Origin of the sequence: Arthrobacter sp. NEB 688 (assembly GCF_013201035.1) — a bacterium.
Classification (GTDB): Bacteria; Actinomycetota; Actinomycetes; order Actinomycetales; family Dermatophilaceae; genus Phycicoccus.
In genome coordinates, this window is record NZ_CP053707.1 from 787,019 (window position 1) to 812,714 (window position 25,696).

Below are 25,696 nucleotides of genomic sequence, written 5' to 3' on the forward strand. Positions count from 1 at the left end.
GACGCTAGGAACGCCGGCGCCCGGGCGGACCCCTCCTTCGGCGACGCGCACCCCCGACGAAAGTCGGATCACGGGGGTGCGGCGGCACGCCTACGCTCGTCAGGTGCAGCCCCCGCGTCGACGCCTCCCCACCGCGCTCGTGCGCGGCGGGCTCGTCCTCGCCGCCGGGTGGACGGCCGCGCTCAACACCGCCGCCGTCGCCGGGGGGAGCTTCGCCACCGCCGGGTCGGCGGCCGCCGTCGCGACGAGCGCGGCGCTGCTGGTGCCCCGCGTCCCGTGGTGGGCCCCGCCGGCGGTGGCCGCCGCGGCTGCCGGATGGTTCGGATGGCCCTTCCTCTTCCTCCTCGTCATCGCCGTCGTCGACCTCGCCGGCCGCCGTCGCGTCGCCTGGGCCGTGGGGCTCGGCGTCGCGGCCCTCGCCCTGAGCGCCGTCGTCGGTGGTCCGGCCACGCTCTGGGTGCCGCAGCAGTTCGGCTCGCCCCTCGTCCTCGTCCTCGGCATCGTCGTCGGCCTGTGGTCGGGCAGCCGCCGCCGGCTCATCACCGCCCTCGAGCAGCAGGTCACCCAGCGCGACGTCGAGCGGGGCCTGCGCGAGGAGCAGGCGCGGGCGTCCGAGCGCGCGCGCATCGCCGCCGAGATGCACGACGTGCTCGCCCACCGGCTGAGCCTCATCGCGCTGCACACCGGTGTGCTGGAGGCGACCTCGAACTCGTTGCCGCCCAAGGTCGCCGAACGGGCGGCCCTGCTGCGCACCGCGTCCACGGAGGCGCTCGACGACCTGCGCTCGGTGCTCACCGTCCTGCGCGAGCCGGACCCGACCGAGGTCGAGCCGCCGACCACCGGCGACCTCGACGAGCTCGTCGCGGCTGCCCGTGCGGCCGGTCAGGAAGTCCGGCTCGTGGTCACCGGGGAGGCGGCGCTCGTCCCGGCCGCGCACCGGCTCGCCGTCCACCGCGTCGTCCGCGAGGGGCTGACGAACGTCCGCAAGCACGCGGGCGGGGCGACCAGCGCGGTCGAGGTGACCTACGGACCGCCCCTGACGACGGCCACCGTGCGCAGCCCCCTCCGCAGCGGGTCGGCCTCTCCCGCAGCCGATCCCGGCTTCGGCATCGTCGGCCTGCGCGAGCGCGTCCACGCCGTCGGGGGGACGCTCGACGTCGGTGCCCGCCACGGCGAGTGGGTCCTCGGCCTCCACCTGCCGACCCCCGAGCACCGGAGCGCCCCCGGGACCGGCGCGGTGGTCCGATGATCCGCGTCATGGTCGTCGACGACGACGCCCTCGTGCGGATGGGGCTCGTCGACCTCCTCGGGACCGACCCGGACCTTGAGGTCGTCGCCGAGGCGGCTGACGGGCGTCAGGCCCTCGACGCCGCAGCGGCGCAACGCGTCGACGTCGCCCTCGTCGACGTGCGGATGCCGGTGATGAACGGCATCGCGGCGACCGCCCGGCTGCGCGCCCTGCCGCGGCCCCCGCGAGTCGTCGTCCTCACGACCTTCGACGTCGACGAGTACGTCTACCGGGCGCTGGCCGCCGGCGCGGACGGCTTCCTGCTCAAGGACACCGAGCCGCGCGAGATCCTCCGAGCCGTGCACGTCGTGGCGTCGGGGTCGGCCATCCTCCATCCCTCGGCCGCCCGGACCGTCATCGACCGCTTCCACACCGGTGGCGGACCGGCCGCCCTCGAGGCGCAGACGCGCGTGCGACGCCTGACGCCGCGCGAGACGCAGGTCCTCGCTCTCGTGGGTCGCGGCGCGACGAACGCCGAGGTCGCCGACGAGCTCGGGATGCGCGAGGCGACGGTCAAGGCGCACGTCAGCCGGATCCTCGAGGCGCTCCACGTGACCAACCGGGTCCAGGCCGCGCTGGTGGCCCGCGACGCCGGCCTGGGCAGCCCCTGACCCCGGCACCGTCCCGCGAACGTGTGTGAAGACCGTCGGTCCCCCCGCGGGGCGCTCACACACGTTCGCAAGGGCGTGGGGACCCCCGGAACGAGGACGACCCCGACCAGAACCTGGTCGGGGTCGAGCTCGTGCTGTGCGCAAGGGGGGATTTGAACCCCCACGCCCGTAAGGACACTGCCACCTGAAGACAGCGCGTCTGCCGTTCCGCCACTTGCGCGTGGTGCTCGGATGAGCCGTCTTAGTGTGCCCGATGGATGCCCGATCGACCAAAGTGGCCCCCCACGACACCCGCCGACGCCCGCCACGGCGCACGGGTCAGGACATCGGCGGGGCCTCCGCCGAGGCTGCAGCGGCCTCGGGCGGGCGCCGGTTTCCCCGCGAGCGCAGCCGCACGCCGGGCAGCGCGGGCGCCGGGATGCGGGCGACGTCGCCCTCGTAGCCCTCGACCCGTCCGAAGCGGCCGACCGACCCGTCGGCCCCGGCCTCCCACGCCTCGCGGGCGGCGGCGACCTCGTCGTGCGAGCGCCCGACGAAGTTCCACCACATGACGACCTCCTCGCCGAAGGGCTCGCCGGCCAGCACGAGCACCCGCGCCCCGTCGTCGCCGGCCGCGAGCACGAGCGAGCGCCCGTCCTTCACCCCGTCGGACCCGTCACCGGACGACCCGGCCTCCACGACCCCGAGCTCCGTGGCGGCGACCGGCGCCCCGGCGAACACCACCGACCCCCGGTCGACGAGCACGCCCACCTCGAACCCGTCCGGCACGGGCAGCGCGACCGACGCCCCCGCCTCGAGCACGACCTCCACCCCGAGCAGCGCCGTCTCGACCCGCACCGGCGAGCGCGACCCCCACAGCGCGCCGACGAACACCCGCGCCTCGACCCCCGGCGCGGGATGCACCGCCTCGGGCACGTGGTGCTCGAAGCGGGGCTCGACCGACGCCGCGGCCGACGGCAGCACGACCCAGAGCTGCGCCCCGTGGAGCACGCGCGTCGCCGGCGTCGAGACCTCCGAGTGCGAGATGCCCCGGCCGGCGGTCATGAGGTTGACCTCGCCAGGGCGCACGACCGCCACCGTGCCGAGCGAGTCGCGGTGCTCGACCTCGCCGGAGAACAGCCACGAGACGGTCGCCAGCCCGCAGTGCGGGTGGGGCGCGACGTCCATCCCGCCGCTGACCGAGACGTCGTCGGGCCCGTAGTGGTCGGCGAAGCACCAGGCCCCGACGAAGGAGCGCTCCCGGGCCGGGAGGGTCCGCCGCACGGTCATCGCGCGCGGCCCCCCGAGCGGCACCTCGCGTGGTCCGAGCACCTGCACCTGGGGCGTCATCCCCCCACGGTACGGCGAGGACCGACACGCCCGAAGTCCCGCTGACCTCCGCGAACGCCCTACGCTGGTCGACGGCCACCGGGGGCGTCGGGACGCCCCACGGACCGCCGCGACGGCACCGGCCCCGCGGTCCGGTCGCCGAGGATGCCCGGGCCCCCGCCCGCCACCGACCACGACGACGACCCCCGAGGAGCACGTCCCTTGCCGCAGGTCCTGCATGCCGTCGCGCTCGTCGCGGCGCTGCTCGGCCTCCTCCTGTGGACCCGGCGGCGCACCACCCTCGACCCCGCCACGGTGCCGGTCGTCGTGCTCTGCGGCGCCGGCCTCGTCGTCTTCCTCGGCGGGCTGCTGGGCCGGCTCGAGCCCGCCGCCTGGACGGTCGTCGGCCTCGGCCTGCTCGCCCTGCTCCACGAGCTCGTCCGCCACCTGCGGACCTCGTGGCGCACCGCCCGGCACCCGGTGACCCTCGGGACCGTCGCGCTCGTCGGCGGGCTGGTCCTCTACCTGCGCGGCCTCGAGTTCGCGCACTACGACAACTTCAGCCACTGGGCGCTCGTCGTGCGGGTGATGCTCGAGCAGGACGCGTTTCCCACCCCCGCGCAGCCGGTCATCACCTTCACGAGCTACCCGCTGGGCAGCGCGAGCGTCGCCTACGCCACCACGCGCCTGCTCGGCGGGCTGGAGTGGCAGTCGATGCTCGGCCAGGCGACCCTCGTCGTCGCCGCGCTGACGAGCGTCGCGGCCTTCGCGCGCCGCCACCGCTGGCTCGGGCTGCTCGTCGTCCCGGTGCTCTACCTCGCGGTGCTCTCCACGACCAACCAGGCGACGACCCTGCTCGTCGACGGCCTCGTCGCGGCCCTCGGCGGCGCGGCGGTCCTCCTCGCCGTGCGCCACCGGCGCCGGATGCGCGTCGCGCTCCTCCCGCTGGCGGTCGTCCTGTCCTTCCTCGGGGTCGTCAAGGCGAGCGGGCTGTTCTTCGTCGTCGCCGTGCAGCTGCTGGCCGTGGTCCTCACCGTCGCCCACGCCCCGCGGCCGCGCCGGCGCCCGCACTGGCCGATCACCTGGCGGATGCTCGTGACGCTGGGGCTGCCCTGGCTCGTCTACGGCGCGTGGACGTGGCACGTCGCCGCCACCTTCCCGGACGGCGCCAGCTCGCCGCACAGCCTCGACGCGAGCCGCCTCGAGGAGGTCGGCGCCGAGAAGACCCCGGCGGTCCGCGAGCAGATCACCCGCCTCGTCCTCGACGCCCTGCGCGCCGACGTGGCGCTGCGCGTCACCCTCGTGGCCGGGGTGGTCGTGCTCCTGCTCCTGTGGCGCCGCCGGCTCGTCGGCGGCCGGGGCACCCTCGCCGCGCTCCTCGCCACGGCCCTCGGCACCGCCGCCTACCTCGCCGGCGTCCTCGCCACCTACCTGCTGTCGATGAAGACGAGCGAGGCGCTGCACCTGGCCGGCTTCAACCGGTACTCGGGCACCGGCATCCTCGTCCTGCTCGTCCTCGTCGTCGCCGCGCTCCTCGCGCTCGTCGACCCGCTGCGCCACCTGCCGGCCCGGCTCGCCGGGACGCTCGTCGTGCTGGGCCTGCTCACCGTCTTCGTCGGGCCGCTCGGCCAGCCCGAGAACCTGCCCCGGGGCAACCTCGTCAGCGCGCTGCGGCACGACGCGGACGAGGCCGTCGCGGGCGCGAGCATCCCGGTGAACGGCAGCGTGTGCCTCGTCCAGGAGGAGACCGACGCGAGCTACCGGCGCTTCATGGTCCGCTACCTCCTGCTCACCCCCGACGTCGACGTCCGCCGGATCACCCCCGAGACCTCGAAGAACCTCCTGACCACCTGCCGCCACGTCGTCCTCCTCTCCCGCAACGACCGCGCCGCCGAGATGCTCGCCGAGCTCGGCTCGCCCCTCCCGCACCCCCCTCCCGTGATGGTGACCCGATGACGCTGCCCGCCACCCCCCGCGACGCCGAGCCCTCCGGGACACCGGCCACGCCGCCCAACCCGCTGGCCGGCATCGTCGTCGGCATCCCCTCGTTCCACCCGAGCGAGGCGCTGCTCGAGACCGTCCGCGCCGTCCAGGCGGTCGGGCTGCACGAGGTCGTCGTCGTCGACGACGGGTCCGGGACCGAGTTCGGCTCGCTCTTCGACGAGGTCGAGGAGCTGCCCGGCGTCGTCGTCCTGCGCCACCCGGAGAACCTCGGCAAGGGCACCGCCCTCAAGACCCTCTTCGCGCACTGCCAGGCCCGCGAGGACGTGCGCGGCGTCGTGACCGCGGACGCCGACGGCCAGCACCTCGCCGAGGACGTCCTCAAGGTCGCGATCTCGCTGGCCGGCCACCTCGTCGAGCGCGACAGCGACGTCGCCGTGCTCGGCGTGCGCGACTTCACCCTCCCGGACCTGCCGACCCGCAGCCGCCTCGGCAACCGGCTGACGACCGGCGTCGTCCGCCTCCTCTACGGGCAGGACATCCCCGACACCCAGACCGGGCTGCGGGGCTTCTCGCACGGCCTGCTCGACACCCTGCTCGAGGTGCGCGGCGCCCGCTTCGAGTACGAGATGAATGCCCTGAGCCACCTGCTGACCTACCACGTGCGGCTCTTCCAGGTCCCGATCGAGACGGTCTACCACGACCACGAGAACAGCCAGTCGCACTTCCGGCCGGTGCGCGACTCGGTGATGATCTACCGCGGCATCATCCGGCAGTTCGTCAAGTTCGTCGGCGCCTCGCTGCTCGGCGCGCTCGTCGACGTCGCCGTGTTCACGCTCGTCATCGACGCCTTCTACGACGGCCGCGCGGCCCTCGGGGCGGTCGGGGGCGCCGCGCTCGTCGCGCGGCTGGTGTCCTCGCTGGTCAACTACGGTCTCAACCGGCAGGCGGTCTTCGAGATCCGGCGCCCCGTCGGGCACTCGTTGCCGCGCTACGTCGTCCTCGCCGTGGGCGTCTTCCTGCTCTCCGCGCTCCTCACGAGCGGGCTCGGCACGCTGTGGGACGGCCACGTCGTGCGCGCCAAGATCGTCGTCGACACGCTGCTGTTCTTCCTCAGCTACCTGCTGCAGAAGCGCTGGGTCTTCACCCCGAGCCGGCACGCCGACCCGACCTGAGCCCACCCCGGCCCGCACGACCCGCCACCGCGACCGGCCGCACGCGTTCAGGGCTCGTCCAGCCCCGGCGGATAGGCTGGACGGACGTCTGCCGGCCCGAGACCGACGAGGAGGTGCGCCGTGGGACTGCTCGACCGCCTCGAGGCGGGCATCGAACGTGCCGTCCAGGGCACCTTCGCCAAGCACCTGCGCTCCGCCGTGCATCCCGTCGAGATCGCGAGCAACATGCGCCGCGCGATGGACGACCGTGCCGTCACCTCGTCGGGGCGCGCCATCGTCCCCAACGTCTTCGTCATCGAGTTGAGCCCGAGCGACTTCGACCGGCTGCAGCCCGACCTCAAGAGCGTCGAGGACGACCTCGTCGCCGCCGCCGAGGAGCACTGCGAGGGGCAGCACTACCAGCCGGCCGGGCCCTTCGACATCGTCTTCGAGGAGCACGACGACCTCGAGACGGGCGTCTTCCGGCTGCGCCCGAGCAAGGCCTCGCGCCCCCGGGCCACCGGCCTGACCGGCCAGCAACCGCGTCCTGCCGCCCCGCGCCCCTCGCCCGGTCCGGCGCAGGCCGCGGCCGCGGCGGCCGCCGCCCACGACGCCGACGAGGACCTGCCGACCCGACCGAACCAGCAGCAGGCACCCCCGGCCCGCCCCCGCCGCGTCAACCCCGCCGACCGGCCGTGGCTCGACGTCGACGGCGAGCGCTACCCGCTCATGGGCGCGATGACGATCCTCGGCCGCGACGACAGCGCCGACATCATCCTCGACGACCCGGGCATCTCGCGCCGGCACAGCGAGCTGCGCGTCACGACCGACGGGCCGCACTTCGTCACGACGATCCGCGACCTCGGCTCGACCAACGGCACGTTCGTCAACGGCGAGCGCATCACGAGCACGCACCTCGCCGACGGCGACCGCGTCACCGTCGGCCGCACCTCCGTCACCTTCCGCGCCGGGCGGCGGTGACCCCACGATGCTGAGCGAGCTCACCCTCACCGTGCTTCGGCTCGGGCTGCTGGTCGCCCTCTGGGCGTTCGTCTTCGCGGTCGTCGGCGTCCTGCGCGGCGACCTCTACGGCACCCGCGTGCGCAAGCGGGCCGGCACGACGCCGGCCAAGAGCACCCCGGTGCCGCGCCGCGCCCGCCGCGAGCGCACCCCCAAGCCGCCGAAGGCGTCCAAGGGCCCGACCCGGCTCGTCGTCACCGCCGGCCCGCTGTCCGGCACGACGCTGCCGCTGCGCGCCTCGGGCACCCTCATCGGCCGCAGCCCCGAGTGCGCGCTCGTCCTCGACGACGACTACGCCTCCGGCCGGCACGCCCGCATCTTCGAGGGCGACGACGGCCGCTGGATGGTCGAGGACCTCCGCTCGACCAACGGCACCTACCTCGGCGCGACCCGGCTCACCGAGACGCGCGAGGTCGCCGCCGGCAGCGTCCTGCGGATCGGCCAGACGACGCTCGAGCTGCAGAGGTAGCCGATGCCGTTCGCCTTCCACTACGCGGCACGCTCCGACGTCGGCATGGTGCGGTCCAACAACGAGGACTCGGGCTACGCCGGACCCCACCTCCTCGCGATGGCCGACGGGATGGGCGGGCACGCCGGCGGCGACGTCGCGAGCTCGACCGTCGTCGCGGCCCTCGTCGCCCTCGACGGCGAGTCGCTGTCCGGGCGCGACGCCAGCCAGGCGCTGCTCGACCGCATCCACGAGGCCAACCGCGAGATCGGCGGCGCCGTCGACGACGACCCGCGCCTGGACGGGATGGGCACGACGCTCATCGCGATGCTGCGCACCGGCGACCGGATCGCGCTGGCGCACATCGGCGACTCGCGCGCCTTCATGCTGCGCGACGGCGAGGTCACGCAGGTGACCAAGGACCACTCGTTCGTCCAGAACCTCGTCGACGAGGGCCGGATCACCGCCGACGAGGCCAAGACCCACCCGCAGCGCTCGCTCGTGACGCGGGTGCTCACCGGCAACGACGACGACGAGCCCGACCTCGTCGTGCGCCAGGGGCGCGCCGGCGACCGCTACCTCATCGCCTCCGACGGCCTGACCGACTACGTCGCGCGCGACACCATCGACGAGGTCCTGCGCGAGGCCCGCGAGCCCGGCGAGTGCGCCGAGCGGCTCGTCGCCCTCGCCCTGCGGGCCGGCGCCCCCGACAACGTGACGGTCATCGTCGGCGACCTCGTCGACATCGCGAAGGTCGACGCCCCGCCCACGCAGCCGCAGGTCGTCGGGGCCGCCGCCGAGCGCCGGCGCGCCACCCGCCCCGTGCCGGTCACCCCGGCCGAGAAGGCCGCCGCCCTCACCAAGTCCGCGACCGGCGCCGACGACGCCGACGACGAGGGGGTCACCCTCGCCGAGGAGGGCCCGCGCACCCGCCGCGGCATCGTCCTGCGGGTCGTCGCCGCCCTCGTCGTCACGCTCGTCGTCCTCGCCGGCGGGTCGTACGCGGCGTACGCCTGGAGCCAGCAGCAGTACTACCTCGGCGAGCAGGACGGCGTCGTCACCGTCTTCCGCGGCGTCGACCAGGACCTCGGCCCGATCTCGCTGCACGCCCCGGAGTACGCGACGACCATCCCCGTCGACGAGCTGCCCGACTCCTACCAGCAGAACATCGAGGCCGGCATCGAGGCGAGCAGCCGGGCCGACGCCGACGTCCGCGTCGCCGAGCTGCGCCTGCAGGCCGAGGCGTGCCGCTACGCCCGCAGCCAGGGCGACGAGTGCCGCACCGTCGAGCCGGGATGGACGCCGCCGAGCCCCAGCCCGAGCCCGAGCGGGTCGGCGTCGTCCTCGGCCTCCCCGTCGCCGTCCGCCTCGCCGTCGGCGTCGTCCAGCGGCCTGCCGTCGTCCACCCCGACCCTGCCGCCGCCCGCATGAGCACCGTCTCGTCCGTGGCGCCGCGCTCCGGCCGCACCACCGAGCTCGTCCTCGTGCTCGGCGCGGTCGGCATCGTCGGGCTCGCCTACGTCAACCTCGGTCTCGCGACGACCGGCACGGTGCCGCCCGGCCTGGCCGCCCTCGGCCTGGGCTACCTCGGGGTCTCGCTCGCGTTCCACGTCGTCCTGCGCTGGCGGGCGAGGTACGCCGACCCGCTGCTCCTGCCGATCGTCACCCTCCTCAACGGCCTCGGCCTCGTGATGATCCACCGCGTCGACATCGCCCGCGGCCGCGACATCGCCGACGGGGTGGCCCTGCGCCAGCTGATGTGGAGCGCCCTGGCCGTCGCCATCGCCGCCGGGGTGCTCGTCGCGCTGCGCGACCACCGCATCCTGCGCCGGTACACCTACGTCGCCGGGGTCGTCGGCTTCTCGCTGCTCCTGCTGCCGCTGCTGCCGGTCATCGGCACCTCCGAGTTCGGCTCGCGCATCTGGATCCGGCTGGGGCCGTTCTCGTTCCAGCCCGGCGAGATCGCGAAGATCTCGCTCGCGGTCTTCTTCGCCGGCTACCTCGTGCAGACGCGTGACGCGCTGTCGGTGGCCGGGCGCAAGATCCTCGGCCTCACGCTGCCCCGCGCCCGCGACCTCGGGCCCATCCTCATCGCGTGGCTGGCCAGCCTCAGCGTCCTCGTGTTCGAGCGCGACCTCGGCTCGTCGCTGCTCTTCTTCGGCCTCTTCGTCGCGATGCTCTACGTCGCGACCGAGCGGGTGTCCTGGATCGCCATCGGCCTCGGGCTCTTCGGGGCCGGCGCGTACGTCGCCTACCTCGCGTTCGCGCACGTCCAGGTCCGCGTCCTGCTGTGGCTGCACACCTTCAGCCCGGAGGCCCTGCAGACCTCCGACCAGCTCGCCAAGGGCCTCATGGGGATGGCCGCCGGCGGGATGGTCGGCACCGGGCTCGGTCGCGGTCGCCCGGACCTCACCTACCTCGCGGAGTCGGACTTCATCATCCCGAGCTTCGGCGAGGAGCTCGGGCTCGTCGGGCTGTTCGCGATCCTCGTGCTCTACGCGCTGCTCGTCGAGCGCGGGCTGCGCACCTCGCTCGGCACCCGCGACGGCTTCGGCAAGCTGCTCGCCGCCGGCCTGTCGTTCTCGCTGGCCCTGCAGTGCTTCGTCGTCGTCGGCGGCGTCACCCGGGTCATCCCGCTGACCGGCCTCACCGCCCCCTTCCTCTCCTCGGGCGGCTCCTCGCTGCTCGCCAACTGGACGTTGCTCGCCATCCTCCTGCGCATCTCCGACCACGCCCGCCGCCCGCTGCCCGACGACTCCGCGACGAGCGCGGTCGGCGAGGCCCGCACCGAGGTGGTGAGGCTGTCGTGAACGCCCCCGTGCGCCGCCTCTCCTTCCTCGTCGCCGGCCTCTTCGCGGCCCTGCTCGTCTCGACGACGCTCATCCAGTACGTCTTCGCCGCCGACCTCAACGGCCGCCCCGACAACCGCCGCACGCTGCTCGCGACCTACGCGCGCGAGCGCGGCGAGATCCTCGTCGGGCAGACGCCCATCGCGAGGTCGGTGCCGACGGACGACGAGTTCAAGTTCCAGCGGCAGTACGAGGACGCCGACCTCTTCGCGCACGTCACCGGCTTCTACTCGTTCTACGGCGCGGTCGGCGGGCTCGAGCAGTCCGAGAACGAGCTGCTGTCGGGCTCGAGCGACAAGCTGTTCTACCGGCAGATCTCCGACCTCTTCACCGGTCGCCGGCCCCAGGGCGCCACGGTCGAGACGACGCTCGACGCCGCCGTGCAGAAGGCGGCCTCCGACGGCATCGGGGACGCCCGCGGCGCGGCGGTGGCCATCGACCCGAAGACCGGCGCCATCCTCGCGCTCGTCAGCCACCCCTCGTTCGACCCGAACGCGCTCGCCGGCCACGACCTCGGCAAGGTCGACGCCAACTACCAGGCCCTCCTCAAGAAGGAGGGCAGCCCGCTCGTCGACCGCGCCATCGCCGGCGACCTCTACCCGCCGGGCTCGGTCTTCAAGGTCGTCACGGCGGCCGCAGCGCTCTCGAGCGGCCAGTACACGGCCGACTCCGAGCTGCCCGGTGGCGCCTCGCTCGACCTGCCGCTCACCGACACCGACCTGCCGAACCATGACAACCAGCCGTGCAGCCCGACCGGCCGGATCACGCTCAAGCAGGCGCTCGTCGTCTCGTGCAACCCCGCCTTCGGCGAGGCCGGGATGCAGATCGGCGCCGATGCGCTGCGCGAGCAGGCCGCGAAGTTCGGCTTCGGCGACGCCCCGACCATCCCGATGCGGGTGACGCCGAGCACCGTCCCGGCCGAGCTCAACGAGCCGCAGCTCGCGCAGTCCTCGATCGGGCAGTACGACGTGCGCGTCACCCCGATGCAGATGGCGATGGTCGCGGCCGGCGTCGCGAACAAGGGCGTCGTCATGCAGCCCTACCTCGTGCAGTCGGTCATCGGCTCGGACCTCTCGGTCATCGAGTCCGCCGACCCGACCGAGCTGTCGGAGGCCGTGACCCCCGAGGTCGCCGCGACGCTCACCGACATGATGGTCGGCGTCGTCGACCAGGGCTCCGGCGTCCGGGCGCAGATCCCCGGCGTCAAGGTCGCGGGCAAGACCGGCACCGCGGAGCACGGCACGGGCCGGCGCGCGCACGCCTGGTTCATCTCGTTCGCCCCGGCGGACGACCCGAAGATCGCCGTCGCGGTCGTCGTCGAGGACGGCGGGACGGCCAACAGCGAGACCGGCGGTGGGGCGGTCGCCGCACCCATCGCGAAGGCGATGATGGAAGCACGGCTGAGCCGATGAGGAGTGCACGACATGGTTGACGTCCCGAAGCTGCTCGGCGGCCGGTACGAGGTCGGTGAGCTCCTCGGTCGCGGCGGCATGGCGGAGGTCCACCGCGGGTTCGACACGCGGCTCGGCCGCACCGTCGCCATCAAGATGCTCCGCAGCGACCTCGCGCGCGACGCCACGTTCATCACCCGCTTCCGCCGCGAGGCGCAGTCGGCGGCCGCCCTCAACCACGCCTCGATCGTCGCGGTCTACGACCACGGCGAGGACCACCTGCACACCGAGTCCGGTGGCGCGCAGGTCAACATCCCCTACATCGTCATGGAGTACGTCGGCGGCCGGACGCTGCGCGAGGAGCTGACCGCCCACGGCCGGCTCGACGAGACCGAGGCCGTCCGCGTGACCGAGGGCGTGCTCGACGCGCTGGCCTACAGCCACCGGCAGGGCATCGTCCACCGCGACATCAAGCCGGCCAACGTCATGCTCGCCGAGGACGGCTCGGTCAAGGTGATGGACTTCGGCATCGCCCGCGCGATGGCCGACGCCAACGCCACGGTCACCGCCACCCAGGCCGTCATCGGCACCGCGCAGTACCTCTCGCCGGAGCAGGCCCAGGGGCAGTCCGTCGACGCCCGCTCCGACCTGTACTCCGCCGGCTGCATGCTCTTCGAGCTCGTCACCGGCCGGCCCCCGTTCCAGGGCGACAGCCCGGTCGCCATCGCCTACCAGCACGTCGGCGAGCCGCCGGTGCCGCCGTCGCGCTTCGCCGACGACGTCTCGCCCGAGCTCGACGCCGTCGTGCTCCACGCGCTCGAGAAGCCGCGCGAGACCCGCTACCAGGACGCCGACGAGTTCCGCGCCGACCTGCAGGCCGTCCGGCTCGGGCGGCCGGTGAGCATCGCCGCGCGCTCGTCCGCCGCCGCGCTGGCCGGCGCGGCCGCGGCCGGGCTCACCGAGGCCCTGCCCGCCCCGAGCTCGCCGGTCACCGACCGCACCGCCGCGTGGGACGCCCCGTTCGCCGGGTCGACCGCGTCGCAGGAGCCGCTGACCCGCCGCGAGGTGATGGAGGAGGAGCGGCCGAAGCGCAACCCCGCGGCCGCCATCCTGCTCGTCGTCGCCGTCATCGCGGCGCTCGGGCTGCTCGTCTTCGGGCTCGTGCGCTACCTCGGCGGCCCGGACGCGCCCGTGCAGGTCCAAGTGCCGTCGGTCGTCGATGCGCCTCAGGACGCCGCGACGGCCACGCTGACCGGCGCCGGCTTCCGGGTCCAGTCGATGGTCGCCGCCTCCGACACCGTCGACGAGGGCAACGTCATCTCGCAGACCCCCGACGGCGGCTCGCGGGCCGACCAGGGCTCGACGGTGCGCATCACGGTCTCGGGGGGTCCCGACACCGTGGAGGTGCCGGACCTCGCCGGCCGCTCGCTCGACGAGGCGCGCGGGATCCTCAGCGACCTCGGGCTGACGCTCGGCACGGTCGACGAGGTCAACGACCCCAACACCGAGGAGAACGTCGTCATCTCCTCCGACCCGGGGTCACAGGTGGCCGTCAAGCCCGGCACCCGGATCGCCGTGACCGTCGGGACCGGCAAGGTCGACGTCCCCAACGTCGTCGGGATGAGCCAGAACGAGGCACAGAGCGCGCTGGCCGACGCCAACCTCCAGGTCGAGACGTCCTACAAGCAGACCGACCAGGCCGCCGAGGGCGACGTCATCGACCAGGACCCCAACGGCAAGCAGGCGGTCGACATCGGCTCGACGGTCAAGATCGTCGTCGCCCAGAAGGCGGCGCCGACCCCCACCCCGACCCCCACGCCGACCCCGACGCCCTCCGAGTCGCCGTCCGAGAGCCCGTCACCCAGCCCCTCCCCGAGCTGACCCCGCCGGGCGGGGTCACCCCGACGCCGCCCCGCCGACCCGACCTCGCCCAGCCGACCCGACCTCGCCCAGCCGGTGCGCCACGACACCCCGGCACGACGACACCACCCCGGCACCGCGAGGTCACCCCGACCCCGCCCCGCCGACCCGACCTCGTCCAGGCGACCCGACCTCGCCCTGCCGGTGCGATCTCGGCCGGCCGGTGCGCCACGACACCCCGGCACGACGACACCACCCCGGCACCGCGAGGTCACCCCGACCCCGCCCAGGTCCTCGCCCCTCGGGAGGTATTCCTTGCACCCCGGGAGCGATCCCTCCCACACCGGGAGGGAAACCTCCCGCGGTGCGGTCAGCCTGCGGCGACCATCCGCGCGACCCCGGCCGCGTCGTGCACGAGCGGCGAGAGCCCCACGGACCGCTCGACCGCGTCGTCCATCCCCGCGATGCGCAGCCAGTTCGCCAGCATGAGGTGCCCACCCTCGGTGAGCACGGACTCGGGGTGGAACTGCACCCCGTGCAGCGGCAGGGTCGCGTGCCGGACGGCCATGACGATGCCCGACTCCGTGTGCCCGTTCGGCACGAGCGTCTCCGGCATCGTCGCGGGGTCGATGGTCAGCGAGTGGTAGCGCGTCGCGGTGAAGGGCTGCGGCACGCCGGCCAGCACCCCGGACCCGTCGTGCAGCACGCTCGAGGTCTTGCCGTGCAGCAGCTCCGGCGCGCGCCCGACCGTCGCGCCCATGACGACACCCAGCGCCTGGTGCCCGAGGCACACCCCTAGCATCGGCTGCGCGCGCTCGGCGCAGGCCTCGATCATCGCCATCGAGACGCCGGCCTCCTCGGGCGTGCCCGGACCCGGTGAGACGAGGACGCCGTCGAAGTCCGCGGCGTCCGCGGGCCGCACGGCGTCGTTGCGGACGACCTCGCACTCGGCGCCGAGCTGCTCGAGGTAGCCGACGATCGTGAAGACGAAGCTGTCGTAGTTGTCGACGACGAGGACGCGGGTCATCCCCCTATGGTGCCCCGGCCCGGCGCGCCGACCCAGCCCGGTCCGCCGCACCGCCACCGCACCGGCCATCGGCCCGCCCGTCAGCCCACCGTGTTGGCGTTGAACGGCAGGACCTCGGCGAGCGCCGGGAACCCCCACTCGAAGAGCACGGCCACGACGGCCACCACGAGCACGACGCACACCAGGGCCCGGACCCACGCGGGGCCGGGCAACGATCGCCACAGGGCTGCGTACATCCGGCTACCCCTCCACCGTCGACCAGTCGGCGAGCCGCCACTGCGCCCGCGGCACGCTCTTCACGAGTGTCCCGTGCGTGACGAACCGCTCGGTCGCGCTGTACTTCGGGTGGCAGGAGGTCATCGTGATCATCCGCTCCGTGGGCTTGGCGCCGGGCTCGTCCGGCACCGGCGCGATGACCTCGGTCTGCCACGGCCGCACGATCTCGCGCGCGGTGATCTCGTAGACGTACACCGTGGGCGCGGTCTCGACGATGACCCGGTCGCCGTCGCGCAGGGTGTCGATCTCGTGGAAGGGCCGGCCGTACGTCGTGCGGTGCCCGGCGACGGCGAAGTTGCCGACCGCCCCGGGGTCCGCCGAGCCCTCGTAGTGCCCGACCCCGAGCGCCAGCACCGGCCGCCCGACGCCCTGGATGACCGGCCGTGCGAAGTCCTCGCCGAACCGCGGCACGCGGATGACGGCGAAGGCGTCGTCCGGCCCCAGCTGCGGGAAGGCGTCGTGCAGCGCCGCCCCGCCGTCCGCGCCGGCCGCAAACGACCGTTCGAGCGAGCGCACGATCTGCTCCTGGTCGCGGTTGCTCGTGACGTCGGTCCACCACAGCTGCCACGCGACGAAGAGCAGCACGAGCACGCCCGCCGTGATGAGCAGCTCGCCGACCCACCCGACGGCGCGACGGATCACGACCCGGCCACCTCGGCGACGGTCGGGGTGATGCTGCCGGCGTACGCGGGCAGGGTCTGGGCGCCGGCGTCCTCGACGTCGTAGCCGAGCCCGAAGGCGATGGCGTACTGCCGGATGAGGTCGACGGCGCGGTCGTCCTGCAGCCGGGCCTTCATCGCGTCGGGGCTGCCGATCGCCGTCACCGTGTACGGCGGGGAGTAGACGCGGCCCTGGAGGATGAGGGTGTTGCCGACGCAGCGGACGGCGCTCGTGGAGATGATCCGCTGGTCCTGGACCATGATCGCCTCGGCGCCGCCGGCCCACAGGGCGTTGACGACCGCCTCGATGTCCTGCTGGTGGATGACGTAGTCGTCCGGGTCGCCGCCCTGGGGCACCTCGCCGCCGGGCAGCGGGGCGTCGGTGAGGGTGACGCGCACGGCCGGCCCGCGGACCTCGGTGCGCCCGGCGGCGGTCGCGACCTCGGCGGCCTGGCGCTCGAGGCGCTGGGTCGTGAGGTCGCCGGGGGCCAGGGCGGCCGTCGCGTCCTCGACCTCGGCGCGCAGCGCGTCGACCTTCTCGGCGCGGTCGGTGTTGACGCGCGTCTGCTCGCGGATGAGGTCGGGCAGGCGGGTGTAGCCGGTGCGCAGCTCCTCGCCGTCGGAGGCCCGGACGCTGCTCGCGAAGAGGGCCCCGGCGACGAGCGCGGCGACCGGGACGAGCCAGGGCCACGGCGAGGGACGGTCCACCCGGCCGGCGTGCCGCGAGGGTCGGTCGGGCCGACCGGCGTGCGTGCCCGGCACCCTGCCTCCCCTCTCTCGCTGACGTGACCTCTACGCTAGGGCACGAGTCTGAACGAACCGGAGGAGTTCCCGTGCCCGAGTCCAAGGGTCGCAAGAAGCCCGCCTACACCCCGCAGCGGACGGCGACGACCGCCCAGCAGGGCCCCAACGCGCGCTGGTTCGTCCCCGTGATGCTCACGCTCATGGTGCTGGGCCTGCTGTGGGTCGTCACCTTCTACATCTCGGGCGCCAACCAGCTGCCCGTCCCGGCCCTCGGCCGGTGGAACCTCGGCGTCGGCTTCGGCCTGATGCTCTCCGGGTTCCTCATGACGACCCGCTGGCGCTGACGCCCGCCTCGTCCACAGGCACCACTCCCGGGACCCCGGGGCACCCCACGCCGCGCGTGGTGGAGCCCCGGGGTCCTGTGCATCCCGGCCCCGGAGGGCCCGTCGTCCACCGTCCGTCCACATCCCGTCCCCAGGATTCGGGGGTTCGTCCCCAGTTGTCCACAGGGGTTGTCCCCATTGGGGATGAATGACACAGGTGTAATCCACATGGGGACAGCCTGTGGACAAGTGTGCGAACAACGCGTGGACACGCTGTGGACGCCTGTGGATGACCGGTGGACGACGGCGACGCCCCGACCGTGGGGTCGGGGCGTCGCCGGTGCAGCTCGGGGTCGGGTCAGAGGGCGTACTTGGCCACCGACAGCAGGACGAGGACGACGAAGATCGCGCCGAGCGCCACCCAGTGGATGCGCCGGTCGGCCGGCTTGAGCGGGTCCTTGGAGCGGCCGAGGTAGCCGATGGCCGCCGCGGCGAGCGCGCCGGTGACCAAACCGCCGAGGTGCGCCTGCCAGGCGATGTTCGGGATGACGAAGCCGATGACGGCGTTGATGCCGATGACGACGTACATCCCGGCCGCGGAGCGACCGAGGCTGCGCTGCAGCACGAGGAACGCGCCGAACAGGCCGAAGACCGCTCCCGAGGCCCCGACCGCGGCGGTGAACCACGACTCGTCGGCGAGCGTCACGACGCCGCCCGCCGGCTTCGAGGCCAGCAGCAGGATGCCGACCGAGCCGCCGAAGGCGCTCAGCAGGTAGAGGGCGATGTACCGGGCGCGGCCCAGCATCGGCTCGAGGTACTGGCCCATGACGTAGAGCGCGTACATGTTGAACGCGACGTGGGTCAGGCCGCCGTGGGCGAAGCCGGAGGTGAGGAAGCGCCACGGCTGGGTGTCGCCGACGACCGGCGCGAACGCGATGTCGCGCGTGATCGAGGGCTGCACGGTCTGCAGCAGGTAGACCGCGACGCAGATGCCGATGATCCAGAGGGTGACCTGGGGGCGGCCGTCGGTGAGGCTGCCGCCGAAGGTCGTCCGACCCTGGCGCACGGTCTTCGAGGCCTCGCGCACGCAGTCGACGCAGTGGATGCCGACCGCGGCGGGGCGCTGGCACTCGGGGCAGGTGGGCCGTCCGCAGCGCTGGCAGCGCACGTAGGACTCCCGGTCCGGGTGCCGCGGGCAGGTCGGGACCTGGCCCGCGGCCTCCGGGACGGGAGTCACCGGGGGGATCGGCGGTGGTTCGGACACGTCGGTCTCCCGGGGTGGTGGTGCGTGGTGCTTACTGCTCGATCTCGACGCGCTCGATGACGACGTCGTCGACCGGGCGGTCCTGGGCGCCGGTGCGGACGGCGGCGATCTTGTCGACGACCTCGCGGCTGGCGCCGTCGGCGACCTCACCGAAGATCGTGTGCTTGCCGTTGAGCCACGTGGTCGGCGCGACGGTGATGAAGAACTGCGAGCCGTTGGTGCCCTTGCCCATCCGCTTGCCGGCGTTGGCCATCGCGAGGAGGTAGGGGCGGTCGAACTGCTTGTCGGGGTGGATCTCGTCGTCGAACGCGTAGCCCGGGCCGCCCATGCCCTGGCCGAGCGGGCAGCCGCCCTGGATCATGAAGCCGGGGATGATGCGGTGGAAGACGAGGCCGTCGTAGAACGGGGTGGGGTTGGTGCGCCCCGCGTCGTCCTTGTACTCCTGCTCGCCCGTGGCGAGGCCGGTGAAGTTCTTGACCGTCTTCGGCGCCTCGTTGGAGAAGAGCTCGACGACGATCGGGCCGTGGTTGGTGTGCAGCGTTGCCTTCATGCTCCGATCCTCTCACGCGGCGCCGACGCTCCCGGGTGGGGCGGCTCACGGCATCACTCGTTGTCCTGATGCGCCCCGAGCAGCGCAAACAGGGCAGGATGGACGGAAGAGATGTCCCATACCGAGGAGGACGCGTGTTCCGCAGCAAGAGCAGGACCGACCAGGCCGTGGATGCCGTGACGGATGCCGCCGACCGCGTGAGCGCGGCCACGCGCGACGCCGCCGAGCGCGCCACCGACACCGCCCACGACCTGCGCAAGAAGACGAAGTCCGAGATCAAGGACCTCCGCAAGAGCAGCAAGTCCGAGGCGAAGCACCTGCGCAAGCAGGGCAAGAAGGCTCGCAAGGAGGCCCTCGCGCAGTACGAGTCGGCCCGCGGGGCGGCCCACGACGCGAACAAGCAGGCGCACGACTACGCCGACACCGCGCGCGACTACGCCGCCTCCGTCGCGCCGAAGGTGCGCGAGGGCCGCGACCGCGCCCAGGACGCCGCCGAGACCACGCGCCAGAAGGCCGAGGAGGCGCTCGAGGCGCTGGCCCCGCGCGTCGAGCACGCGAAGAAGAGCGCCGAGCACGCCAAGGAGACCTTCTCCGACGACGTCCTCCCGAAGGTGATGGCGGCCCTCACGGCGATCGCCGCCGGCGCCGCGACCGCGCGCGAGCAGGCCGCCGAGGCCGCCGAGCGCGCCCCTGACGCCTACGCCGTCCTCAAGGGCGACGCCCGCGCGAAGAAGAGCCGCGGCAAGGGCCGCTGGGTGCTCCTCCTCGGTGCGGTCGCCGCCGGCGCTGCCGTCATGGCGTACCGCAAGAGCTCCGAGCGCCCCGACCCGTGGGCGAGCGCCGGCTCGTACACGCCGCCGTCCTCGGCCTCCACGAAGGCGTCCGACGCCGTCGAGACCGCCAAGGAGAAGGCGGGCGAGGTCCGCGAGAAGCTGGCCGAGACCGCCGGCGCCGCCTCCGACCGCGCGAGCGAGCTCAAGGACAAGGGCCTCGAGAAGGCCGGCGAGCTCAAGGACGCCGCCGCCTCCAAGGCCGAGGACGCCAAGGACGCTGCGTCGGACAAGGCCGACGAGGCTGCCGCCACGTGGGAGGACGCCACGTCGGGCGACTCGACCATCCCGTCGACGAGCGGCACGTCCGAGGGCTCCGACCTCTCCACCCCGAACGTCGACGGCGGCTCGAACGACAAGAGCTGACCCACGACAGACGGACCGGCGCCGGCCGCATCCCCCCGGGGGTGCGGCCGGCGCCGTCGTGTCCGGACCGGGCGACCCCCTGTCGGCCGTCGGGTCCGGGTGGCGCACGCCCTGGATCGTGCGCGGCTGCGTTCGTGGATGGAGTTGTCCGGCCGGGACGCCCCGGGGCGATGGAGGGGGTCGCGACCAAGGTGCCGTCGCACCCGTCGCGTCACCGTCCCGGGACGTCGGCCGTGTCGGCTCGCAACCCCTTCGAGGCCCTGCCTGGAGTCGACGAGCCCGAATGTAGACCTGCCGGAGATGACAGGGAATGGCCCGATGGGACTACTGTCGAACGTTCTGCGCGGGCCTGTCGGCAAAGCCGATGGTCAGGGCCGTTTCCGCGGTCCCATCACGATTTCGCCGGTGCTTGACGTCGGTCAGCTCGGGGGCAGCGCAGCGGCCAGGCGACGGTGGAGCGCGTCGATCGCGACCGCATCCAGCGGACCAGCCTGCTGCAGGTGCTTGTAGAGCTTCTTCGGCCAGAGGACCTGCACGCCGCGGGTCGTGAAGTCACCGCCGAACAGTGGCCAGTCTGCGTCGAGGAAGCAGAGAGCGCCTTCGACCGGCACGCCCTCCCCGACGATGTCTCGCACCAGCGCGACCTGCTTGAGCACGCCGTCGACGAGCTTGCTGCAGTCCCGTGAGCCGATCATCAGCTTCTCGACCCGGGGTCGCAGGATGCCGCCCTCCACCCGCAGGGACGGCCGGCCCTTGTAGCGCTTGGCGTCGATGACGACCACACCGTGCGCCGTCACGGCGATGTGGTCGATGTTGGCGCGCGTGCAGGGGATGCGGCGGTCGTGCAACAACCGGACGGTGTCGCCGGCCTGGCCGTCGAGCCCCTTGCCGAGAAGCTCCTCGCCAATGGCCCCGGTGTCCCACGCCCGCGTCGACTGCGGGTCGTCGGTCACCGCGAGGATGAGGCCGCCGAGTTTGGGGTGTCTCGTGCGGATGCCCTCCTCGCGCTTGGCCTTCCGCCGCTCGAACTCTCGGCGGGCGGATGCACCAGCGACTCCGCTGTCGACGACCTCGGGCGTCACAGGCTCGTCGAGGACGACGACCTCAGGTCGCGACTCCGGCGCATCGTTGACGACCTCGAGCACTCGGATGACCGACGCCTCGGACTCATCCGGCGAGTCGAGTGACCCTTCGTGCTCGAGGCAGCGAACGGTCTTGGTCGCACGCTCGTAGATCGCCTCGGCCTTCGCCGCCAGCTGGACGTCGCAGACCCGGCACACCCCCGCGTACCGCAAACGCATCCGCCTGTCGTCGATTCTTCTCACCTCCGCGGAGAACGGTCGTGGACGTCCCGGATGATGCGATCGGCAGCGGCCTGAGGCGCTTCGTGCTCCCAGACGCGGATGACGTGCCATCCGAGGTCGACGAGCAGTCGATCAGTGTCGCGGTCACGGGCCTGATTCGCGGTCAGCTTCTTCGCCCACCACTCGCTGTTGGCGCGTGGTCGGGTGCCGTGCTCTGGACAGCCGTGCCAGAAACATCCGTCGACGAATACCGCTACCTTGGCTCGCGTGAACGCGACGTCGATCGTCCGTCGTCTTTGCTGTGGTACCGGAACGTTTGTCCGATAACGGAGGCCGCGCGCGTGCAGCTCACGCCGAAGGGCCACCTCAGGTGCTGTGTCTCTCCGCTTCGCTGTGCTCATGCGCCGCGACACAACCGCCGAGGACGCACCCGGATGAGCCGGGACGTGCTGCGGCACCGGCGGCTCGCCGCGGCCTATGGCGGCGACGCTCTCAGACGGCAACGGCCATCTGAGAGCGGCAGTAGCGGGCTTGCCCTGCAGCCAAAGCCTCCTTCACCCGCTCGTCTGGCCCGCCGTCAGCCTCCTCCACGAGGTTCCGATAGAGCGCTCGTCCCTCGTCGGTGCTCATCAAGATCTCGCGATCACGCTGTGCGTGGGCACGCAGGACGTTCCAGACGACTCCGACATTCACACCGTTGCCGAGTTGCTTGTACGTCTCAGCCGGCGACTGTGGACCGAAGTCGAATGTCTCAGGAAGCCCCTGCAACAACGCCGCCTCGCCGGTCGAGAGGCGGCGGCGCTGCTGACCAAGGATGGACGTCTGAGTGATTGCGACGAGCGCCGGCAGGTGGGTTGCACGCTTCGCTCGGATCCCGGACGGTCGCAGCTGAAGAACGCACTCCCACAGCGACTCTGTCTGCTGCGCCTGCCACTCGAGCTTGCGCCGGGACGCAGGAAACGACGCGACGCCGTGCTCATGGGCCCACGCGTCTAGCTTGTCCTTGTGCTGCGAGTAGAACTGCGCGTTCTTGACCAAGAAAGTCTGCTTCCAGGCTGGGACGTCTTCCCACTGGTCCGGGAGCTCCAGTTGACGCCGGTAGGGCATCCTCGCAGCGCCCGCAGCCCATGAGGTCAGTGCTTCGATATCGATCCACCGGTCGTACCAGAGAGGGAATCCGGGCAGCGCGGGAAGCCTGCCACTGGGCAAGGCCTGCGAACGCACTACCGGCCACATCATCGTGACGAAGTCATCCCACGCATCGATCCACTGCATCTCGTCCCTTGTCAACGACGTCCCAGGGACTTCTCCCTCCACAAGGGGAAGGTCTGCCGCGACACTCCAGTCGTCACCGCGCCCTCGCAGCTTCATGTAGGCGAGCGGCGTCTCGACATCCTCATGGCTCAAGAGGCCCTCGGGGTCATACGTGGCCGTGATGAACACGCGCTCACGGACCTGCGGACGCCCTCCCAGCTCGAGCGGAAGGCGATGAGGAGAGAGCACCACCGCTTTGTCCGACACCCTGTAGCCCGCCTCGCGAAGCGTGTCGATTATGACCTTCCACTCGTGCTCGTGTCGCCGGCCCGCCAAGTTCTTGACGTTCTCGAGGACCACGATCGTCGGATGGTGCGCCTGGATCACCTTCAGGATGTTCCAGTAGAGCGTGCCTCGCGTCTCCTCCATGCCACGCTGTGCGCCCGACTTGGAGAACGGCTGACACGGGAAGCCGGCCACCAAGACGTCGTGCTCAGGAACGACCATGACGGTGTCGTTCGCGTGATCGGTGAGGTCTCCCAGAGGTGAGTGCCCCCAGTTGCGCTCGTACACCCCGGCAGCCGCCGGGTCCTTCTCGATCGAGTACACGCACTCTCCGCCGAACGCCTGGAGTGCCGCGGCAAAGCCGCCGATCCCGGCAAACAGATCGATGTAGCGGAACGGTTGCGATCCAGCCAAGCTCATGTCGTCTCCCACTCTCAAAGCTTGCCAGCTCACCGACCACAGCGCAATCGGGGTCGCCGAGGCCCTTGCCCGGTCCATCCGAAGCTTAGCTGCGGCCACTGACGTTGGGATCAATTCGCCAATGCTGCGCGTCACTACTGGTCGGAAGGCCACGGATCAGTAGGGTCGATGCGGTGACCAGGGGGATGCGCTGACGTGGGCTACTCGAGTGCAGCATCGAAAGCAGAGGCCGTGGCGAGGATGTATGTCCTCGGTGGGGTGGCACCCGAGCCCATCGGACCTGGGAGCAAGGAGAAGCGCTCGGCACTCGAGGCGCTAGGCCGCGCCGTCGGCTTGGATCTCAGAACGACACCAGGAAAGGTCGAGTGCGGCCGACGGGTAGCTGATTCAGTTGGCGCGACGTGGGACGAAGAGTGCTACTCACGAGGAGACACCATCACCCTCGTCGGACTCAATCGGCTGCTGGAGGGCGCCGGGCGCCTGCTAGCCGATCAGTCGTCGGACCTTCGCGGCGCAGGCTCCACCTCGTCGGGCGAACGACCTTCCTCTAGGACCTACAGCACGAGTGCAGGAGACGAGCAAGCAGTGGATGAACTCAGCGACACCAGGCAAAACATTTCAGAGGGGATCGCGAGGCTGTCCCGACCCGGCCTGACGCCCACAGAGTTTGAGCCGACGACGGAGATCGAGCCCGAAGCGGTGTCGTTCGCAACCGGCACGTGGCGCCAGTGCCTAGTCCAGATTCAGGGATGGCTTCGACTCGAAAACAATCTGGACGAAACTTCCCCTGAGGCGTTCTTGAGAAGTCTCGCGACAGGCCTAGGCGAGCCTGAGACCGCCGACGAATCACTTGTTCTGCCAAAATTGGCGGGGAGACTCGATCTCGCATCGCAGTTCCGCAAGCAGTTCGAAGAGGTCCTCGAGTCCGAGGCCGAGGGCGGAGCCACCAGAGCAAGCGCGACGCAGTCATGGCTCGCTGGCTGGGGTGAAGTCGACGAAGAGCAAGAGAACGAGGGCAGCGGGCCGATCAAGGCTGAGGCGAGCACATGGCCAGTCTCAGAGTTCGTCGGCTATGCGACGGACGGGGAACTGAGCCTCAGCCCGTCCTACCAGCGTGCGGACGTCTGGCCAACCACAACCGCCCAGCAGCTCATCGAGTCCATTCTTCGAGGCATCCCGCTGCCTTCGGTGATCCTCCTGCAACGCACCCTGAACCAACGGGTCATGTATGAGACGGTTGACGGTAAGCAGCGCTTGACCTCGATCCTTCGCTTCGTCGGCCGCCATCCTCGAGCCCTCGATCTGGTGCGAGAGAAGGAAGCGCTATGGGGTCATCCTGGTCTCGTCCAGATCTTCCAGACTGACTACCCCCAGTTCAAGAAGCTGTGGCGTGCGAACGAGTCTCAGACGCTGACAGAAGGAGTAGCTCGGGACTACTACTTCCCCTTCCCGCTGAGGACGGGCGACGTCAAGCCGTTGTCCGGTCTCGAGAATCTCAAAGGACGCTACTTCTGCGAGATCCGCGACCAGACGATTGACGTCGTGGGCGAGCCCCGTCCCGTGAGTTCTCTTTTTGAGAAACCCAACTCCAAGTATCGCGTCCCCGTCATCGTCTACGAGACCGTTACGAGCGACCAGATTCACGAAGTGTTCAGCCTCTACAACAAGCAAGGCAAGCACCTCAACGCGGAAGAGATCCGCAACGCCCTTTATCACAACCTGGACTTTATGCGCGCCTTGCTCGTGACCGCCGGGGACTCCGAGGAGGTCGATGCGGTCGCACCCTTCCTCTCCGAGGTCTGGGAGGAACTTGCGTCGACGCCCGAGGTTCTGGACAGTTACGGCTTCGCAAAGGCCGGATACAAGCGCACTAAACTCCTTTCCTGGGTGGCCGCCGCCCTGCTCTTCAACGACGGCAAGGCACCCAGCCGTTCCACCGCGGCTCAGGTCAACGCCCTCTTAAAACGGATCGACGACAACACGGCGGATCCGCTGCGCAATTCGGACCGCGTCCGAGACACTATGCGCTTATTGGACCGCGCGCTCGATGCTCACGCGGTGATCCCTGACGACATCTGGTCACCGAAGTTCAAGAACGCACAAGAAAAGTCGAAATGGCAGGAGTTGCAGTTGGTGGCCACGCTCATCGCCTTTAGCGCCGCCGCAGTCGTGCTGGACGAGAAGTTCGAACAGCGTCTTGAGGAGTCTCTCGAAGCCATAAGCGAACGGTCTGCGGACTGGAGACGCCCCGCCAAGACTCAGACACGAGAGCAGTGGAAGTTCATCGCCGGGGTTGTGACCGAGCTGCTCGACATTCTCGGGGTCGCCCCGGATGAGGCCGATGGCAGCGTTGCCAGTCGCTTCGGGTCTTCAGGCCTCCAAGCGCTCACGGGCCTCGCACCTACGGCAGATGAGCACCAGTAGTTCACCATTCGGCGTCACACATCTGGTTACGCCGATCGGTGAGGGCCCAGTCGATTGGTGGTCCAGCTACTCCAAACAACTTACGGCTCAGGGGATCTCA

General features: G+C 71.7%; 23 protein-coding genes and 1 tRNA gene. 13 read left to right on the plus strand and 11 right to left on the minus strand.

Translation table 11 applies throughout. The features are described 5' to 3' along the window. Positions 1-103: 103 nt before the first annotated feature. Together HL663_RS03830 and HL663_RS03835 are read left to right on the plus strand one after the other, a co-directional pair. The gene (locus HL663_RS03830; protein ID WP_173027144.1) at positions 104-1,249 is read left to right on the plus strand and encodes a sensor histidine kinase; all 1,146 of its coding nucleotides are present in this window, start codon (positions 104-106) and stop codon (positions 1,247-1,249) included. Between the two features lie 8 nt (positions 1,250-1,257). Next, entirely contained in the window at positions 1,258-1,899 is a 642-nt protein-coding gene (locus HL663_RS03835; protein ID WP_286175912.1) for a response regulator transcription factor, read from the plus strand. A gap of 137 nt (positions 1,900-2,036) precedes the next feature. Here HL663_RS03835 and HL663_RS03840 read toward each other — a convergent pair. Continuing rightward, a tRNA-Leu gene (locus HL663_RS03840) sits at positions 2,037-2,119 on the minus strand. Positions 2,120-2,217: 98 nt separating this feature from the next. Further along, positions 2,218-3,228 (minus strand): pirin family protein, encoded by a 1,011-nt coding sequence (locus HL663_RS03845; RefSeq protein ID WP_173027146.1) that lies wholly within the window; start codon positions 3,226-3,228, stop codon positions 2,218-2,220. Between the two features lie 201 nt (positions 3,229-3,429). On the opposite strand from HL663_RS03845, the gene HL663_RS03850 reads away from it, so the two are divergent. The 8 genes from HL663_RS03850 (at position 3,430) to pknB (ending at position 13,891) form a co-directional block, all read left to right on the plus strand. After that, the gene (locus HL663_RS03850; protein ID WP_173027147.1) at positions 3,430-5,163 is read left to right on the plus strand and encodes a hypothetical protein; all 1,734 of its coding nucleotides are present in this window, start codon (positions 3,430-3,432) and stop codon (positions 5,161-5,163) included. Then, the gene (locus HL663_RS03855; protein ID WP_173027148.1) at positions 5,160-6,323 is read left to right on the plus strand and encodes a bifunctional glycosyltransferase family 2/GtrA family protein; all 1,164 of its coding nucleotides are present in this window, start codon (positions 5,160-5,162) and stop codon (positions 6,321-6,323) included. The genes HL663_RS03850 and HL663_RS03855 overlap by 4 nt, the downstream gene beginning before the upstream one ends. Positions 6,324-6,443: 120 nt before the next feature. Further along, positions 6,444-7,283 carry an FHA domain-containing protein gene (locus HL663_RS03860; RefSeq protein WP_173027149.1) on the plus strand — a complete coding sequence of 280 codons (840 nt, stop codon included), beginning with the start codon at positions 6,444-6,446 and terminating at the stop codon, positions 7,281-7,283. A gap of 10 nt (positions 7,284-7,293) precedes the next feature. Continuing rightward, complete coding sequence (locus HL663_RS03865) at positions 7,294-7,791, plus strand: FHA domain-containing protein FhaB/FipA (RefSeq protein WP_173029978.1); 498 nt, start codon at positions 7,294-7,296, stop codon at positions 7,789-7,791. 3 nt (positions 7,792-7,794) lie between these two features. Then, entirely contained in the window at positions 7,795-9,201 is a 1,407-nt protein-coding gene (locus HL663_RS03870) for a PP2C family protein-serine/threonine phosphatase (protein ID WP_173027150.1), read from the plus strand. Then, positions 9,198-10,580, plus strand: a complete 1,383-nt coding sequence (locus HL663_RS03875; RefSeq protein WP_173029979.1) for an FtsW/RodA/SpoVE family cell cycle protein — start codon at positions 9,198-9,200, stop codon at positions 10,578-10,580. Before HL663_RS03870 ends, HL663_RS03875 begins: the two co-directional genes overlap by 4 nt. Next, positions 10,577-12,031, plus strand: coding sequence for a peptidoglycan D,D-transpeptidase FtsI family protein (locus tag HL663_RS03880; RefSeq protein WP_173027151.1), 1,455 nt, complete (start codon positions 10,577-10,579; stop codon positions 12,029-12,031). Before HL663_RS03875 ends, HL663_RS03880 begins: the two co-directional genes overlap by 4 nt. Before the next feature lie 12 nt (positions 12,032-12,043). Then, positions 12,044-13,891 carry a Stk1 family PASTA domain-containing Ser/Thr kinase gene (pknB, locus tag HL663_RS03885; protein WP_173027152.1) on the plus strand — a complete coding sequence of 616 codons (1,848 nt, stop codon included), beginning with the start codon at positions 12,044-12,046 and terminating at the stop codon, positions 13,889-13,891. A 349-nt stretch (positions 13,892-14,240) separates the two neighbouring features. Here pknB and HL663_RS03890 read toward each other — a convergent pair whose 3' ends face one another. The 4 genes from HL663_RS03890 to HL663_RS19325 all read right to left on the minus strand — a co-directional run bounded on the left by HL663_RS03890 (position 14,241) and on the right by HL663_RS19325 (position 16,540). After that, positions 14,241-14,897, minus strand: coding sequence for an aminodeoxychorismate/anthranilate synthase component II (locus HL663_RS03890; RefSeq protein WP_173027153.1), 657 nt, complete (start codon positions 14,895-14,897; stop codon positions 14,241-14,243). A gap of 80 nt (positions 14,898-14,977) precedes the next feature. Then, positions 14,978-15,133 carry a hypothetical protein gene (locus HL663_RS03895; protein ID WP_173027154.1) on the minus strand — a complete coding sequence of 52 codons (156 nt, stop codon included), beginning with the start codon at positions 15,131-15,133 and terminating at the stop codon, positions 14,978-14,980. A gap of 4 nt (positions 15,134-15,137) precedes the next feature. After that, positions 15,138-15,815, minus strand: coding sequence for a class E sortase (locus HL663_RS03900; protein WP_286175913.1), 678 nt, complete (start codon positions 15,813-15,815; stop codon positions 15,138-15,140). Continuing rightward, positions 15,812-16,540, minus strand: a complete 729-nt coding sequence (locus tag HL663_RS19325) for a DUF881 domain-containing protein (protein WP_286175914.1) — start codon at positions 16,538-16,540, stop codon at positions 15,812-15,814. Before HL663_RS19325 ends, HL663_RS03900 begins: the two co-directional genes overlap by 4 nt. Positions 16,541-16,665: 125 nt before the next feature. On the opposite strand from HL663_RS19325, the gene HL663_RS03905 reads away from it, so the two are divergent. Then, entirely contained in the window at positions 16,666-16,920 is a 255-nt protein-coding gene (locus HL663_RS03905; RefSeq protein WP_173027155.1) for a cell division protein CrgA, read from the plus strand. A gap of 337 nt (positions 16,921-17,257) precedes the next feature. Here HL663_RS03905 and HL663_RS03910 read toward each other — a convergent pair whose 3' ends face one another. Continuing rightward, positions 17,258-18,136 carry a rhomboid family intramembrane serine protease gene (locus tag HL663_RS03910; RefSeq protein WP_353654110.1) on the minus strand — a complete coding sequence of 293 codons (879 nt, stop codon included), beginning with the start codon at positions 18,134-18,136 and terminating at the stop codon, positions 17,258-17,260. 58 nt (positions 18,137-18,194) lie between these two features. Next, on the minus strand, positions 18,195-18,713 hold the full coding sequence (locus HL663_RS03915) for a peptidylprolyl isomerase (RefSeq protein WP_173027156.1): 519 nt from the start codon (positions 18,711-18,713) through the stop codon (positions 18,195-18,197). Positions 18,714-18,847: 134 nt separating this feature from the next. Here HL663_RS03915 and HL663_RS03920 point away from each other — a divergent pair, with 134 nt between their 5' ends. Further along, positions 18,848-19,909 (plus strand): hypothetical protein, encoded by a 1,062-nt coding sequence (locus HL663_RS03920; protein WP_173027157.1) that lies wholly within the window; start codon positions 18,848-18,850, stop codon positions 19,907-19,909. 419 nt (positions 19,910-20,328) lie between these two features. Here the strand turns inward: HL663_RS03920 and HL663_RS03925 are convergent, their stop codons facing one another. From HL663_RS03925 to dcm, 3 genes are all read right to left on the minus strand, one after another. Then, positions 20,329-21,210, minus strand: coding sequence for a nuclease-related domain-containing protein (locus HL663_RS03925; protein ID WP_173027158.1), 882 nt, complete (start codon positions 21,208-21,210; stop codon positions 20,329-20,331). Positions 21,211-21,230: 20 nt separating this feature from the next. Then, on the minus strand, positions 21,231-21,614 hold the full coding sequence (locus HL663_RS03930) for a very short patch repair endonuclease (protein ID WP_173027159.1): 384 nt from the start codon (positions 21,612-21,614) through the stop codon (positions 21,231-21,233). 91 nt (positions 21,615-21,705) lie between these two features. Next, complete coding sequence (gene dcm, locus HL663_RS03935; protein WP_286175915.1) at positions 21,706-23,184, minus strand: DNA (cytosine-5-)-methyltransferase; 1,479 nt, start codon at positions 23,182-23,184, stop codon at positions 21,706-21,708. Between the two features lie 573 nt (positions 23,185-23,757). On the opposite strand from dcm, the gene HL663_RS03940 reads away from it, so the two are divergent. Then, on the plus strand, positions 23,758-25,596 hold the full coding sequence (locus HL663_RS03940) for a DUF262 domain-containing protein (RefSeq protein ID WP_173027160.1): 1,839 nt from the start codon (positions 23,758-23,760) through the stop codon (positions 25,594-25,596). Positions 25,597-25,696 lie beyond the last annotated feature (100 nt).

Bases quoted from the DNA above. Each gene is read 5' to 3' on its own strand.
- HL663_RS03835 (WP_286175912.1), top strand. From the start codon at position 1,258: ATGGTCGTCGACGACGACGCCCTCGTGCGGATGGGGCTCGTCGACCTC.
- HL663_RS03845 (WP_173027146.1), bottom strand. From the start codon at position 3,228: ATGACGCCCCAGGTGCAGGTGCTCGGACCACGCGAGGTGCCGCTCGGG.
- HL663_RS03855 (WP_173027148.1), top strand. From the start codon at position 5,160: ATGACGCTGCCCGCCACCCCCCGCGACGCCGAGCCCTCCGGGACACCG.
- HL663_RS03870 (WP_173027150.1), top strand. From the start codon at position 7,795: ATGCCGTTCGCCTTCCACTACGCGGCACGCTCCGACGTCGGCATGGTG.
- HL663_RS03875 (WP_173029979.1), top strand. From the start codon at position 9,198: ATGAGCACCGTCTCGTCCGTGGCGCCGCGCTCCGGCCGCACCACCGAG.
- pknB (WP_173027152.1), top strand. From the start codon at position 12,044: ATGGTTGACGTCCCGAAGCTGCTCGGCGGCCGGTACGAGGTCGGTGAG.
- HL663_RS03890 (WP_173027153.1), bottom strand. From the start codon at position 14,897: ATGACCCGCGTCCTCGTCGTCGACAACTACGACAGCTTCGTCTTCACG.
- HL663_RS03895 (WP_173027154.1), bottom strand. From the start codon at position 15,133: ATGTACGCAGCCCTGTGGCGATCGTTGCCCGGCCCCGCGTGGGTCCGG.
- HL663_RS03915 (WP_173027156.1), bottom strand. From the start codon at position 18,713: ATGAAGGCAACGCTGCACACCAACCACGGCCCGATCGTCGTCGAGCTC.
- HL663_RS03925 (WP_173027158.1), bottom strand. From the start codon at position 21,210: ATGCGTTTGCGGTACGCGGGGGTGTGCCGGGTCTGCGACGTCCAGCTG.
- HL663_RS03930 (WP_173027159.1), bottom strand. From the start codon at position 21,614: ATGAGCACAGCGAAGCGGAGAGACACAGCACCTGAGGTGGCCCTTCGG.